General features: G+C 73.3%; 2 protein-coding genes. Both read left to right on the top strand.

Translation table 11 applies throughout. From position 1 onward, the window contains the following. Positions 1 to 442 precede the first annotated feature (442 nt). Entirely contained in the window at positions 443 to 1783 is a 1341-nt protein-coding gene (locus tag AB0K14_RS23450; RefSeq protein ID WP_360455015.1) for a serine hydrolase domain-containing protein, read from the top strand. A gap of 124 nt (positions 1784 to 1907) precedes the next feature. Further along, positions 1908 to 15875 (top strand): non-ribosomal peptide synthase/polyketide synthase, encoded by a 13968-nt coding sequence (locus tag AB0K14_RS23445; protein ID WP_360455018.1) that lies wholly within the window; start codon positions 1908 to 1910, stop codon positions 15873 to 15875. Positions 15876 to 15878 lie beyond the last annotated feature (3 nt).

Here is a 15878-nt window from a genome sequence, read left to right as displayed (position 1 = left end):
GTGCCGACCGGTCGGACTGTATCGGCCGAGTGAGCTCCCGTGCGCGGAACGCGACAATTGTTTGCGAACGGCCGGTGGGAGTTGTCCTCACATAATTGCGGAGACCATTTCGCATGGTTGCGGAGAGTGTGGTTCAAACATGGCGTTCGAGTGAATCTGTAAGGATTGGGTGGGTAGTTGTGCAGGGTATTTATCTCGACCACCTATCTTTCGTCACGATCGGCGACGTTCCACCCGTTTGGCGGTCGCGCATACGGGTTGCGGCAGCAAGTCTAGGCCAGTCGATTCCAGCTGATCTGCGCAGAGTCGACATCCGAGCGGCCGAGGTGAACACGACGGACCGGGTCGGAAAATGTGAACGTGTTTCGAATCGAGGGGATTGGTCAAGCTATGGGGGTCGAGATGAGTGATGTCCATCAGTGATCTCCACCAGTGAGGAAACATGTCTTCAGATGACCTTTCCGAAAGATTCGAGAGAACAGCGCGGGGCAATGAGGTCACCGGCGCCCAACTGGCCGTCCTGCGCCAAGGCGAGTTGCGGACGTTCGAGCTAGGCGAACGGGAGCACGGGACCGGGGAACCCATGACGGGTTCGACCAAGGTGCCCGTCGGCTCGATCACGAAGACCTTCACCACGACCCTGCTCATGGCCCTCGTCTCCGACGGCGACCTGGACCTCGACGCGCCGGTCGCCGAGTACCTGCCGGAGATGCACCGGATCTCGGGTGACCTGGTCGACCTGCTCACGACGCGCCACCTGCTCAGCCACACCGGGGGCCTCGCCGCCGACTACGTCCGGCCCACGGAGGCCGACCACTTCCCGCTCGGCGACTGCTTCCTGGACACCCTCCAGCGGCCGGGCGTCAGCTTCTCGTACTCCAACCTCGGTTACGTCCTGACCGGGCACCTGGTCGAAGCCCTGACCGGGATGACCTGGTGGGAGGCCATGCGAGCGATCGTGCTCAAACCGATGGGGATCACCGCCGCCTCAATCCTGGCACCGGACCACTCGACATCCGCGCCGTCCGTGGCGACCGGCCACGCGGTGAACCGCGCACGCGGCCTGGTCCGCAAGGTCGAGCAGACGCTCGAACCGGCGGAGGCGCCGGTGGGCGCACTGGCCTTGAGCGCCTCGGACCTGGTCGCGCTCGGCCGGATGCACCTGCGTCCCGAGCACGGCGGAACGACGGCAGGCCCGGTGGGCCCGGCGGAGTTGGCCGAGATGCGCCGCCCCGTCCCGTACGCGGACCCGTTCGGCCTGGCCGACGGGTGGGCTCTCGGGCTCGCGCTGTTCCGCAGCGGCGCCACCACCTGGCTCGGCCACGACGGCATGGCCGACGGCACGTCGTGCTACCTCCGCGTCGACCCGGCCGGGGGCACGGTGATCGCGCTCACCACGAACGCGGGCAGCGGCTCGGCGATGTGGCGGGACCTCGGCGCGGAACTGCGGTCCACCGGGCTGAACATCGGCGCGTACCACGCGCTGACCGGTGCGGAACGCCGGACAGCACCACCGCGCGACTGCGTCGGCGAATACGTCAACGGCGACACCGTGTACTCGGCCGTCATTCACGGCGACCAGGTCTCACTGGTCGTCGACGGTGATTCCGCGGCCACTCTGACGCTCTACGAAGGCCTGGTCTTCTCGGTCACGGACGTCACCACCGGCGAACAGGGTTATGCCGGCCGTTTTCTGCGCAACGCCCGCGACGGTCGGGTGAACCGCATCCAGATCGGTGGCCGGGTGGCGGCCAAGCGTAGGCGCGCGCGAGAAGCCGCCTGAGATCGGGGCCGTGCCCGGCCCGCCCATTCGTCACGATCATTTCGCGGTGGGTTCCGCCGCGCCCGAAAAGAGTGGACCGCACATGTCTCCTCACCACGCACCGCCACGGCCCGCCGGGAACCCGATGATCACCACCGTCCCCGGTCTGTTCGCCGAGTGGGTGCGGCGAACGCCGGGGGCCACCGCGGTGGTCGCCGACGACGTGGCGTTGAGCTACTCCGAGCTCGACGACCGTGCCACCCGCCTGGCCCGCCGGCTGACCGGGCTCGGTGTGCGGGCGGAGCGGCCCGTCGGGGTGCTGATGGAGCGCTCGGCCGACCTGGTGGTCGCCCTGCTGGCCGTGGTGAAGGCGGGCGGGGCGTACCTGCCGCTCGACCTGCGCGCGCCGGCCGATCGCCTGCGGCCGGTGCTGGCGGCGGCGGACGTGCCGGTCCTGCTGACCGACCGCGACCGGGAGGCCGCGGCGACCGCGCTGCACGAGGGGCACGTGGTCGTGGTGCGGTCCGATGACCCACCGGTGGCGGAGCAGACGGGCGACCTGGTCGGTCCGCACCCCGACACGCTCGCGTACGTCATGCACACCTCGGGTTCGACGGGGGTCCCCAAGGGCGTGGCGGTGCGGAACCGCGACGTGGTCGCGTTCGCCTCGGACGGGCGGTTCGCCGGCGGCGGTCACGATCGCGTCCTGCTGCACGCCCCGTTGGCGTTCGACGCCTCGACCTACGAGCTCTGGGTGCCGCTGCTGCGCGGTGGCCGGGTGGTCGTCGTCCCACCCGGTGACGTGGACGGGCACGTGCTGCGGCGGATGATCGCCGAGCGCGGGATCACCGGCGTGTTCCTGACCGCCGGGCTGTTCCGCATGGTCGCCCAGGACGACCCGGCGTGCCTGGCCGGTGCGCGTGAGGTGTGGACCGGCGGTGACGTGGTTCCCGCGGGCGCCGTCCGGAGGGTGCTGGAGGCCTGCCCCGGCCTGGTGGTGGTGGACGCCTACGGCCCCACCGAGGTCACGGTGATGGCCACGGCGCACGCGATGTCCGACGCTCGCGAGGTCCCCGACGTGGTGCCGATCGGGCGACCGCTGGACGACAAGCGGGCCTACGTGCTGGACGACGACCTCAGACCCGTGCCGGCCGGTGAACCGGGTGAGCTGTTCGTGGCGGGCGCGGGTCTGGCCCGCGGCTACCTCAACCAGCCGGGGCTGACCGCCCAGTGGTTCGTCGCCGACCCGTTCTCGGGGCCGGGCGAGCGCATGTACCGCACCGGCGACCTGGTGCGGCGCCGTCCGGACGGCGTCTTCGAGTTTATCGGCCGGGCCGACGACCAGGTGAAGATCCGCGGTTTCCGGGTCGAGGTCGGCGAGGTCGAGTCCGTGCTGGGCAGGCACCCGCGCACCGCGCAGGTCGCCGTGGTGGCCAGGGAGGACCGCCCCGGCGTCAAACGCCTCGTCGCGTACGTCGTGCCGACCGACGGCGCGCCGCTGCCCGCCGACGAGTTGCGGGTGCTCGCCCTGCGGTCGCTGCCCGACTACATGGTGCCCTCGGCGTTCGTCACGCTGGACCGCCTGCCGTTGAACGCGAACGGGAAGCTCGACCGCCGCGCCCTGCCCGCTCCCGGCAGCGGCACGTCCGAGGGGCGCACGGCTCCGCGCACCGAGGCGGAGAAGGCGCTCGCGGAGATCTGGGCGGACGTGCTGGGGGAGGAGCCCGGCGTCGAGGACGACTTCCTGCACCTGGGCGGCGACTCCATCCAGGCCATCCGGGTGATCTCCCGCGTCCGCACGGCGTTCGGCGTCGACCTGTCCTCGCGGGCGGTGTTCGAAGCGGGGACCGTCGCGGGCCTGGCCGAGCTGCTGGCGGACCGGCTGCCCACCGACGCGACCGCGCCGATCCCGTGCGCTCCCCGCGACCGGGCGCTGCCGCTGTCGGCCGCGCAGCGACGGCTGTGGTTCCTGGACGAGCTGAACCCCGGGAGCTCCGAGTACAACACCGGTGTCGGGCTGCGGTTGTCCGGGGCCCTCGACCCCGACGCCCTGCGGACCGCGCTCGACGGGCTGGTCGACCGGCACGAGGCGCTGCGGACGACCTTCGACACGGTCGACGGGCAAGGCGTGCAGGTGGTGGCGGCACGCGGGCAGCTGCCGCTGCGGGTGGTGGACCTGACCTCCGGCCCGGACTCCGCCCTGGAGGAGGTGCTGGTCGCGGAGCTGACCGAGCCCTTCGACCTGCGACGGGGTCCGCTGGCCAGGGCGGTGCTCGTGCGGCTCGCGGACGACGACCACCTGCTGCTGCTCGACCAGCACCACATCGTCACCGACGGGTGGTCGGTCAGGGTGCTGGTGGACGAGTTGGTCGAGCTGTACCGGGCCGCGCTGCGAAGATCCCCGGCCGCGCTGCCGGAACCGCCGATCCAATACCCGGACTTCGCGGTGTGGCAACGCGCACGGCTGGCGGACCCGGCCCTGGACGGGCACCTGGACCACTGGCGGCGCGCACTCGCCGGCCTCGACGTGCTCGACGTGCCGACCGACCGGCCCCGACCGGCCGTGCGCACCACCTCGGGGTCGGTGCACCGCGAGGCGTTGCCCGCGGCACTGGTCGACCGCCTGGCGGCGGTGGGGCAGCGCAACGGCGCCACCCTGTTCATGACCCTCACCGCCGCCGTCCAGGTGCTGCTGTCCACCTACGCCGGCCGCCGCGACGTGGCCGTGGGCACCGCCACGTCCGGTCGCGACCGGACCGAGCTGGAGAACCTGGTCGGGTTCTTCGTCAACACCGTGGTGATCCGGTCGACGGTGGACCGCTCGCAGACGTTCGGCGGGTTCCTGGGCGCGGTGCGGGAGACGATGCTCGACGCGTTCGCCCACGACCAGGTGCCGTTCGACCGGCTGGTCGAGGAGCTGCGCCCCGAGCGCGACCCGAGCCGGACACCCCTCGTGCAGGCGCTGGTCCTGTTGCAGCAGGAGGTGGTGCGGCCGACGCGGGTCGACGGGCTGCTGATCACCGAGCACCACCTGCCCAGGCCCGCCGCCCGCTTCGAGCTGCTGGTCGAGTTCTGGCCGCGGGGCGACTCGCTGGACGTCTCGGTCGAGTACAACACCGACCTGTTCGACGCGAGCACGATCGAGCGGATGACGGGCCACCTGCGGGTGCTGCTCGACGCGATCGCGACCGACCCGGACCGGCCCCTCGCCGAGCTGTCGCTGCTCGGTCCGGCCGAACGGCGGCAGGTGCTGGAGGGCTGGAACGACACCGGTCACGAGCTGCCGGCCGCGACGGTCGCCGACCTGTTCGCCGAGCAGGTGCGGCGCACGCCGGACGCCACCGCGGTGGTCTCCGACGGGACGGCGCTGACCTACGCCGAGCTGGACGCCCGCGCCAACCGGCTGGCCCACCGGCTGATCGGTCTCGGTGTCCGTGTCGAGGACCCGGTCGGGCTGCTGGTGCGCCGCTCGGTCGACCTCGTCGTCGCCGAGCTGGCCGTGCTGAAGGCCGGTGGGGCGTACGTGCCGCTGGACACCAGGTCGCCCGCCGAGCGGTTGCGCGTGCTGCTGGCCGAGGCCGGTGCGCGGGTCCTGCTCACCGACCGGGTGTGGGTGGACACCGCCACCGATGTCCACCGCGGGCAGGTCGTGGCGGTGGACGCCCCCGACCTGTCGGACGAACGGGCCACCGACCCCGGTGTCACGACCCACCCGGACAACCTCGCCTACGTCATGCACACCTCCGGCTCGACGGGGGTGCCGAAGGGTGTGGCGGTGCGGCACCGCGACGTCGCCGCGCTCGCCCGTGACCGGCGGTTCCGCGCCGGCGCGCACGACCGGGTGCTGCTGCACTCGCCGGCCGCGTTCGACGCCACGACCTACGAGCTGTGGGTGCCGCTGCTCAACGGTGGGCGGGTGGTCGTCGCTCCGCCCGGCGACCTGGACGTCGAGGTGCTGCGCCGCGTGATCGGCGAGCACGGCGTGACCGCGTTGTGGCTGACGGCGGGGTTGTTCCGGGCTTTGGCCCAGGACGACCCGGCGTGCTTCGCCGGCGTGCGCGAGGTGTGGACCGGCGGTGACGTGGTCCCGCCGGCCGCCGTGCGGCGCGTGCTCGGAGCCTGCCCGGGGCTGACCGTGGTGGACGGGTACGGCCCCACCGAGACCACGACGTTCGCGGCCTCGTACCCGATGTCGGACGCCCGCGACGTCCCGGACGTGGTGCCGATCGGCCGACCGCTGGACAACACTCGGGTCTACGTGCTCGACGAGGGACTCGCCCCCACTCCGGTCGGGGTGGCGGGTGAGCTGTTCATCGCCGGCGCGGGCGTGGCCCGCGGCTACCTGGGCCGGCCCGGCCTGACCGCGCAGCGGTTCCTGCCGGACCCGTTCGGCCGGGCGGGCGGGCGGATGTACCGCACCGGGGACGTGGCGCGGTGGAGACCCGACGGCACGGTCGAGTTCGTCGGCCGCGCCGACGACCAGGTCAAGATCCGCGGCTTCCGGATCGAACCGGGCGAGGTCGACACCGCGCTGGCGCGGCACGGCGGCGTCGCCCAGGCGATCACCGTCGTGCGGCCGGACGACACCGGCCGCAAACGCCTCGTCGCCTACGTGACACCGGCGTCCGAGCCGCTCGACGCGGCGGTGCTGCGCGAGTTCCTCGCCCGCACGCTGCCGGACTACCTCGTGCCCTCGGCGTTCGTCACCGTGGACGCGCTGCCGCTGGACGCGAACGGCAAGGTCGACCGGCGCGCCCTGCCCGCACCCGACTGGGGCGCCGGCGTGACCGGCGGCTACGTGGCGCCGGCCGCGGGCGCGGAGGCGGAGCTCGCCCGGATCTGGGCGGAACTGCTCAACGTGGAGCGGGTCGGCGCCCAGGACGACTTCTTCGAGCTCGGCGGCGACTCCATCCTCGGCATCCAGGTGGTGTCGCGGGCGCGCGCGGCCGGGTTGACCCTCACCCCCGGCGACCTGTTCCGGCACCCGACGGTGGCCGGCCTCGTCGCGGCCGTGGTCGAGCCCGCGGCCGTCACCGCCGAACAGGGCGAGGTGACCGGCGACGTGCCGCTCACCCCGATCCAGCGCTGGCTGTTCGACACCAACGCCGTGCGGCCGGAGCACTTCGACCAGTCGGTGCTCGTCGAGCTGACCGAACAGCTCGACGAAGAGGCGCTCCGGCGCGCGCTGCGGGAGCTGGTGGAGCACCACGACGCCTTGAGGATGCGCTTCACGCGTACCGAGCAGGGGTGGCGACAGCACAACGCGCCGGTCGAGCCGCTGGAGGTGTTGGCACGCCACGACCTGTCCGCGGTGGAGCCGACGGCCCAGGGCGGTGCGATCGGCACGGTCAAGGCCCGCACGCACGCGAACGTCGACCTCGCCACCGGTCCACTGCTGAGGGCGGTGTTGTTCGACCTGGGCGTCGGCCGGCGACCGCTGCTGCTGCTCGCCGTGCACCACCTGGTCGTGGACGGCGTCTCCTGGCGGATCCTGTTGGAGGACCTGACCACCGCCTATTGCCAGGCGGCGCGTGGCGAGGAGGTCCGGCTCGGCGCCAAGACGACGTCGTTCCGCGACTGGGCACGACGGTTCACGGCCTTCACCGAGGCGGGCGGCTTCGCCGACGAGGCCGACCACTGGACGGCGGCCACCGGGGCGGACCCGTCGCTGCCGGTCGACCACCCGGGCGCCGCCACCGCCGGTTCGACCCGCGCGCTGACCGTGCGGCTCGACGAGCGGACCACCAGGGCGCTGCTGCGGGACGTGCCCGGCGCGTACCGGACGCAGGTCAACGACGTGCTGCTGAGCGCGCTGGGACGGGTTCTCGCCGGGTGGACCGGCCGCGACCGCGTGCTGGTCGACCTGGAGGGCCACGGTCGCGAAGACCTGGTGGACGACGTGGACCTCTCCCGCACGGTCGGCTGGTTCACCTCGATGTTCCCCGTCGCGCTGGACGTGCCGGACGGCGACTGGGGCGGCGTGCTCAAGTCGGTCAAGGAGCAGCTGCGCGCGGTCCCGCGCCGAGGCCTCGGGTATGGCGCGCTGCGCGCGACCGCCCTGTCCGGCGCGCCGACTCCCCGGATCAGCTTCAACTACCTCGGCCGGCTGGACTGGTCGTCCGCCGGCGGTGAGCTGGTCCGGGCCGTGCGGGGCGGCCTGGAGCTGGACGCCGCACCGGACGCGCCCCGGCCGCACCTGCTGGACGTGGTGGGCGCCGTGGAGCACGGCTGCCTCGAACTGAGCTGGTACTACAGCGACCGGGTGCACGACGAGGCCACGGTGCGGCGGTTGGCCGAGGGGTTGGCGGATGCGCTGCGCGAGGTGGTGGAGCACTGCGCCCGTCCCGGTGTGGGTGGGCGGACGCCGTCGGACTTCCCGTTGGCGCGGTTGGGCCAGGCGGCGGTGGACCGCCTCGTGGGGGACGGGCGCGGGGTGGAGGACGTCTACCCGCTGACCCCGATGCAGGCCGGGATGGTGTTCCACAACCTCGTCGGCACGTCCACGTCCGGGGCCTACTTCAACCAGGTGCGGTTCCGGCTGTCCGGGGTGGCGGACCCGCGGGCGCTGGCCGCGGCGTGGCGGCGGGTCGTGGACCACGCCCCGGCGCTGCGCAGCGAGGTCGCCTGGGAAGGTCTGCCCGAACCGCTCCAGGTGGTGCGCCGGGACGTCACCCTGCCGGTCGCGCACCTGGACTGGGCGGAGCTGTCCGAGGACGCGCGGGCGGAGGCGTTGCGGGAGTTCCTGGACCGCGACCGCGCCGAGGGCCTCGACATCGGCTCCGCCCCGCTGACCAGGGTGGCGGTCGCCGCGCTGGGCGGCGACGAGGTGGTGGTCGTGTGGACCTTCCACCACGTGCTGCTGGACGGCTGGAGCGCCGCCCGGATCTTCGGTGAGGTGTGCGAGCAGTACGCCGCCATCACGCGCGGTCAGCCGGTCGCCCTGCCCGAGCGCCGTCCGTTCCGCGACTACCTGCACTGGCTCGACCGCCGCGACCAGGTCGAGGCCGAACGGCACTGGCGGGGGGTCCTGTCCGGGTTCGACTCGCCGACCGCGCTGCCGTTCGACCGGCAGCCGGTCGAGGCGCACCGCGCCGAGTCGGGTGCGACGGTCGCTGTCACGCTGCCGTCCGGGCCGACCGACCGGTTGCGCGACTTCGGCCGGCGCAACGGCCTTACCGTGAACACGATCCTCCAAGGCGCGTGGGCACTGCTGCTGTCCCGCTACGGCGGCACCTCCGACGTCCTGTTCGGCACCACCGTCTCGGGCCGGCCCGCCGACCTGGCCGGTGTCGAGTCGATGGTGGGCATGTTCATCAACACCGTGCCGACCCGGGTCACCGTCCCGCGCGACGCCGACGTGCTGTCGTGGCTGCGCGGGATCCAGCGGGACCAGGCCGAGACCCGCCGCTTCGACCACGTGCCGCTGACCCGCGTGCGGGGCTGGAGCGACCTCCCCGGCAGGGGTTCGGTGTTCGACAGCATCCTGGTGTTCGAGAACTACCCGTTCGACATCGACGCCCCCGCCGCGCACGGGGTGCGGCTGCACGACGTCCAGGCGCACGAGCCGACCAACTACCCGCTCACCGTCATGGCGACGCCCGGTCGGGCGCTGTCCGTCGCCTTCCACTACGACCCGGCCCTGTTCGACGAGCGGACGGTCGAGCGGATGTCCCGGCACCTGCGGGTGCTGCTGGAGCGGATCCCGGACACGTCGGACCGGCCCGTGTCGGAGCTGTCGTTGCTGGACGAAGCCGAACGACACCAGGTGCTGGTGGCGTGGAACGACACCGGCGGCGACCCGTCCGAGGGCTCGGTGCCGGACGTCTTCCACCGACAGGTCGACCGGTCGCCGCACGCCACGGCGGTGGTCGCCGACGGTGTGCGGCTCGATTACGCCGAGCTGGACGCCAGGGCGAACCGGCTCGCGCACCGGCTGATCGGGCTCGGGGTCCGGGTCGAGGACCGCGTCGCGGTGCTCGTGCGGCGGTCGGCGGAGCTGGTCGTCGCGGAGCTGGCCGTGGTGAAGGCCGGTGGCGCGTACGTGCCGCTCGACACCAAGGCCCCGGTGGAGCGGATGCGGATGGTGCTGGCCGAGGCCGGGGTTTCCGTGCTGCTCACCGACGCCACGTGGCAGGAGACCGCCGGGGCTGTCCACAGTGGACATACGGTGTCGGTGGACGGGCCGCTGGACGGGCCGGCCGAGCGGCCCGAGGTGCGGTGGCACCCGGAGAACCTCGCCTACGTCATGTTCACCTCCGGCTCGACCGGCAAGCCCAAGGGCGTCGGGGTGCGCCACCGGGACGTCGTGGCGTTCGCCGCCGACCGGCGGTTCCGAGGCGGTGGGCACGACCGGGTGCCGCTGCACTCGGCACCGGCGTTCGACGCCTCGACCTACGAGCTGTGGGTGCCGCTGCTCAACGGTGGGCGGGTGGTCGTCGTCCCGGATGGCGAGGTGGACGGGCACGTGCTGCGGGGGATGGTCGTCGAGCACGGGGTCACGGGTGTGTTCTTGACCGCGGGGTTGTTCCGGATGGTCGCCCAGGACGATCCGGCGTGCCTGGCCGGTGTGCGTGAGGTGTGGACCGGTGGTGACGTGGTTCCGGCGGGCGCCGTGCGGCGGGTGTTGGAGGCCTGTCCCGGTCTGGTGGTGGTGGACGCCTACGGTCCCACCGAGGTCACGGTGATGGCGACGACGCACGCGATGTCCGACGCCCGCGAGGTCCCCGACGTGGTGCCGATCGGGCGACCGATGGACAACATGCGGACCTACGCGCTGGACGACGACCTGCGGCCGGTGCCGGTCGGCGTCGCGGGCGAGCTGTTCGTGGCCGGCGCGGGTCTCGCCCGCGGCTACCTCGGCCGGCCGGGGCTGACCGCCCAGCGCTTCCTGCCGGACCCGTTCGGCCCGCCGGGGGAGCGGATGTACCGCACCGGCGACCTGGTCCGGTGGACCGCGGCGGGCGAGCTGGAGTTCGTCGGGCGCGCCGACGACCAGGTGAAGATCCGCGGCTTCCGGATCGAGCTCGGCGAGGTGGAAACCGCCCTGCTGCGCCACGACGACGTTGCGGAGGCCGTCGTCGTGCTCCGCGAGCACGCCGGGCGCAAGCGCCTGGTGGCCTACTTCGTCCCCGCCGGCGACGAGCCCTCGACCGCCGGGCTGCGGGACTTCCTCGGGCACGTGCTGCCGGACTACATGGTGCCCTCGGTGCTGGTGGCGTTGGACCGGTTGCCGCTCGACCTCAACGGCAAGGTCGACCGCCGGGCGCTACCCGACCCCGGCTGGGAGGCCACGGGCTCCTCCTACGTCGCACCGCGCACGGAGGCCGAGCGCACGCTGGCGGCGATCTGGGCGCAGGTGCTCGGCGTCGACCGGGTCGGCGTCGAGGACGACTTCTTCGAGCTCGGCGGTGACTCGATCGCCAGCATCCAGGTCGTCTCGCGCGCCCGCCAAGCCGGTCTCGGGCTGATGCCCAGGGACCTCTTCGCCCATCCCACGTTGGCCGCGCTGGCCGCCGCCGCACCGGTGACCGGCGTGCCGGACACCGCGCCGCGGGGACCGGTCAGCGGCGAGGTCCCGTTGACACCGGTCCAGCACTGGTTCCTCGACCCCGGGCCGGCTCGGCCGGAGCACTTCGACCAGTCCGTGCTGCTGGAGTTCGCCGGTGAACCGGACCGCGAGGCGTTGCGGCAGGCCCTGGACGCCCTGCTCGCCCACCACGACGCGCTGCGGACGCGCTTCGACCGCACCGGCGACGGGTGGCGGCAGCACATCCCGCCGGTCGAGCCGGTCGACGTGCTGGAGGTGCACGACCTGTCCGCCGCGGACGACCCGAACCGGCGGCTGGGCGCGATCACCGACGCCGCCCGCCGCGGCTTCGACCTCGGGCGCGGGCCGCTGGTCAAGGCCGTGCTGTGCGACCTGGGCCAGGCCCGGTGGACGTTGTTCCTCGTCGTGCACCACCTGGTCGTGGACGGCGTGTCCTGGCGGATCCTGCTGGAGGACCTCGACACCGCGTACCGGCAGGCCGTCGGCGGTGAGCGGGTCCGGTTGCCGGACCGGACCACGTCGTTCCGGGACTGGGCGCACCGGCTGGCGGAGCACGTCGCGTCCGGCGGCTTCGCCGACGAGGCGGACCACTGGAGCGCGGTGGCCGCCGGCGTGGACCCGACCGTGCCCGTGGACCGGCGGGGCGCGAACACCGCCGCCACCGTGCGGACCGTCTCGGTCGGGTTGGACGAGGCGCTGACGCGGGCGTTGTTGCAGGACGTGCCGGCGGTCTACCGGACGCGGGTCGACGACGTGCTGCTCGCCGCCCTGGCGCGGGTCCTCGGCCGGTGGACCGGTCGCGACCGGGTGCTGGTGGAGCTGGAGGGGCACGGCCGCGAGGAGGAGGTCCTGCCCGGCGTCGACCTGTCGCGCACGGTCGGCTGGTTCACCACGATGTTCCCGGTCGTCCTGGACGCGCCCGACGGCGACTGGGAGCCCGGTGACTGGGGCACGGCGCTGAGGTCGACCAAGGAAATCCTCCGGGCCGTGCCCCGGCGCGGCATCGGGTACGGCGCGTCGCGCCACCTGGCGCAGACCCCGGGCGAGCAGCCGGACCCGGCGGTGAGCTTCAACTACCTCGGGCGGTTCGACTGGTCCGAGTCCTCCGCCGGTAGCGCGTTCCGGGTGACCGGCGGTCTGCGGTCGGACGCCGCACCGGACGCGCCCCGGCCGCACCTGCTGGACGTGGTGGGCGCGGTGGAAGGCAAGCGCCTGGAGTTCACCTGGTACTACAGCGACCGGGTGCACGACGAGGCCACGGTGCGGCGGTTGGCCGAGGGGTTGGCGGATGCGCTGCGCGAGGTGGTGGAGCACTGCGCCCGGCCGGAGTCGGGTGGGCGGACGCCGTCGGACTTCCCGTTGGCGCGGTTGGACCAGGCGGCGGTGGACCGCCTCGTGGGGGACGGGCGCGGGGTGGAGGACGTCTACCCGCTGACCCCGATGCAGGCCGGGATGCTGTTCCACAGCCTGTCCGAGGGCGACCAGCGGCTCTACTTCGAACAGCTCGCGTTCGTGCTGGAGGGCGTCACCGACTCGACCGTGTTGGCCAGGGCTTGGCGTGAGGTGGTCGAGCGGACGCCGGTGCTGCGCAGCCGGGTGGTCTGGGAGGACGTCGACGAGCCGTTGCAGGTGGTGTGCCGCGACGTGGCCGTGCCGATCCGCGAGCTCGACTGGACCGGCCTGTCGCCCGACGCCCGCGACCGGGAGCTGCGGGACCTGCTCGACCGAGACCGGGCCGACGGCGTCGACCTGGCCGCGGCGCCGCTGCTGCGGGTGGTGCTGGCCCGCCTGTCCGACACCGAGGTCCGGGTGGTGTGGACGTTCCACCACGTGCTGCTGGACGGCTGGAGCGTCTTCCAGGTGCTGTCCGACGTCTTCGCCTGCCACGCCGCGCTCGCCGGCGGTCGCCGTCCCGAGCCCACCGGGCGACGCCCCTTCGGCGACTACCTGAGGTGGCTCGCCGAGCAGGACCCGCGCGAGGCCGAGGACCACTGGCGCCGGGTGCTCGACGGGTTCGCGACGCCGACCCCGCTGCCCCTCGACCGGCCGGTGGACCGCTCCCAAACCACCCGCTCGACCGAGTGGGTGATCACCGAGCTGTCCGGCGCGGACACCGGGCGACTGCGGGAGTTCGCCCAGCGCAACGGGTTGACGCTCAACGCCGTCGTGCAGGGCGGCTGGGCGTTGACCCTCGCGCGCTGCGGCGGCCGGCACGACGTGTGCTTCGGCTCCACGGTGTCCGGCCGACCGGCCGACCTGCCGGGCGCGGACACGATCACCGGGATCTTCATCAACACCGTGCCGGTCCGGGTGGACGTCGCCGACGACCTGGGCGTGGTGCCGTGGCTGCGCCGGTTGCAGTCGGCCCAGGCGGAGGCCAGGCGGTTCGACTTCGTCCCCCTCGGCGAGTTGCAGGGCTGGAGCGAGGTGCCGAGCGGGGTCAGCCTGTTCGACAGCATCCTGGTGTTCGAGAACTACCCGGTCAACGACGAGGCGGCGTCGGCCCACGGCCTGGTGATGCGCGACCTGCAGGCCGTCGAGACCACGAACTACCCGCTCAGCGTCGGCGTCCGGCCGGGCGAACGCCTGTCCATCGCCCTGGGCTACGACCCGGCGCTGTTCGACACGGCGACGGTCGAGCGGATGGCGGACCGCCTGGCCCGCGCGCTGGACGGACTGGTCGCCGATCCGGACGGCCGCCTCGGCGACGTCGAGGTCGTGGGCGAGGCCGAGCGGCAGCACCTGGTGGTGGAGCGCAACGACACCCGCCACCCGGTGCCCGGGGGCACGGTGGCGAGCCTGTTCGCCGAGCAGGCCGACCGGACACCCGACGCCACCGCGGTGGTGGGGGACGGGGTGTCGCTGACCTACGCCGAGCTGGAGGTGCGGGCCAACCGGTTGGCGCACCGGCTGGTCGACCTGGGCGTCCGCCCGGAGGACCGCGTCGGCGTGCTCCTGGAACGGTCCGCCGACCTGGTCGTGGCGGTGCTGGCGGTGGCCAAGGCGGGCGGCGCGTACCTGCCGCTGGACGTCCGGGCGCCCGCCGAGCGGATGCGGCTGGTGCTCGACCAGGCGCGCACGACGGTGCTGCTCACCGACGAGAGGTGGCGGGCCACCGCCGGCGAGGTCCACAGCGGACAGGTCGTGCTGGTGGACGGGTCCGGAGGACGCGACGACCGGCCGGTGGTCGCCCTGCACCCGGACAACCTGGCCTACGTCGAGTTCACCTCCGGGTCCACCGGTGCCCCCAAGGGCGTGGCCGTGCGGCACCGCGACGTGGTGGCGTTCTCGTTCGACCGCCGCTTCGACGCCCACCGCGGCGTGCTCGTGCACTCGCCGCTGGCGTTCGACGCCTCCACCTACGAGCTGTGGGTGCCGCTGCTGCGCGGCGGCCGGGTGGTGCTGGCGCCCCCGACCGACCTCGACGCCGACCTGGTGCGGCGGCTGATCGCCGAGCACGGGGTCGACGTCGTGTTCCTGACCACCGGGCTGTTCCGGGTCATCGCCCAGGACTCGCCCGACTGCCTCGCCGGGCTCGCCGAGGTGTGGACCGGCGGCGAGGTCGTGCCCGCGTCGGCGATCCGCCGCGTGCTGGAGGCCTGTCCCGGCCTCGTGGTGGTGGACGTCTACGGACCGACCGAGACGACGACCTTCGCCACCTGCCACCCGATGTCCCACGTCGACGAGGTGCCCGACGTGGTGCCCATCGGCGCACCGCTCGACAACATGCGCGCCTACGTCCTGGACGACCGGTTGCGTCCCGTGCCGGTCGGCGTGCCCGGCGAGCTCCACCTCGCCGGCGCGGGGCTGGCCCGCGGCTACCTCGACCGGCCCGGCCTGACCGCCGAGCGGTTCCTCGCCGACCCCTTCGGCGAGCCGGGGGAGCGGATGTACCGCACCGGCGACGTCGTGCGGTGGCTGCCCGGTGGCGGGCTGGAGTTCGCCGGTCGTGCCGACGACCAGGTCAAGCTGCGCGGCTTCCGGATCGAGCTCGGCGAGGTCGAAGCGGTGCTGGGCCGCCACCCCGACGTCGGCGGGCTGGTGGTGGCGGCGCGGGAGGACGTCCCCGGCTCGAAGCGGCTCGTGGCCTACGTCGTGCCCGCCGGCGGGGCGCGGGCACCCGACGCCGAGGAGATGGCCGCCTTCGCGGCGCGGTCCCTGCCCGACTACATGGTGCCGTCGGCGATCGTGGTGCTGGACCGGTTGCCGTTGAAGTCCAACGGGAAGGTGGACCGCAGGGCGCTGCCCGCGCCGGTGGACGCGCTGCCCGCGACGGCGTACGTGGCGCCCCGGACCGACACCGAGCGGGTGCTCGCCGCGATCTGGGTGGAAGCGCTCGGAGCGGACCGGGTGGGCGTCGAGGACGACTTCTTCGCCCTGGGCGGCGACTCCATGCGCAGCCTGCTGGTCACCTCGCGCGGCCGGGCGGCGTTCGACGTGCCGCTGACCCCGCACGACGTGCTGACCAGCCGCACGGTCTCCGCGCTCGCGCGGGTGGTCGAGGAGAAAGTCCTGATCGAACTGGAACGAGTCGCCTTCGGTGACGACGCCGGCAAGCACCTGTGAGGG

This window comes from Actinosynnema sp. NPDC050801 (assembly GCF_040673975.1).
Taxonomy (GTDB): domain Bacteria; phylum Actinomycetota; class Actinomycetes; order Mycobacteriales; family Pseudonocardiaceae; genus Actinosynnema.
Note: the sequence above shows the minus strand (reverse complement) of the source record. Positions and strands in the feature narration are given on the sequence as shown.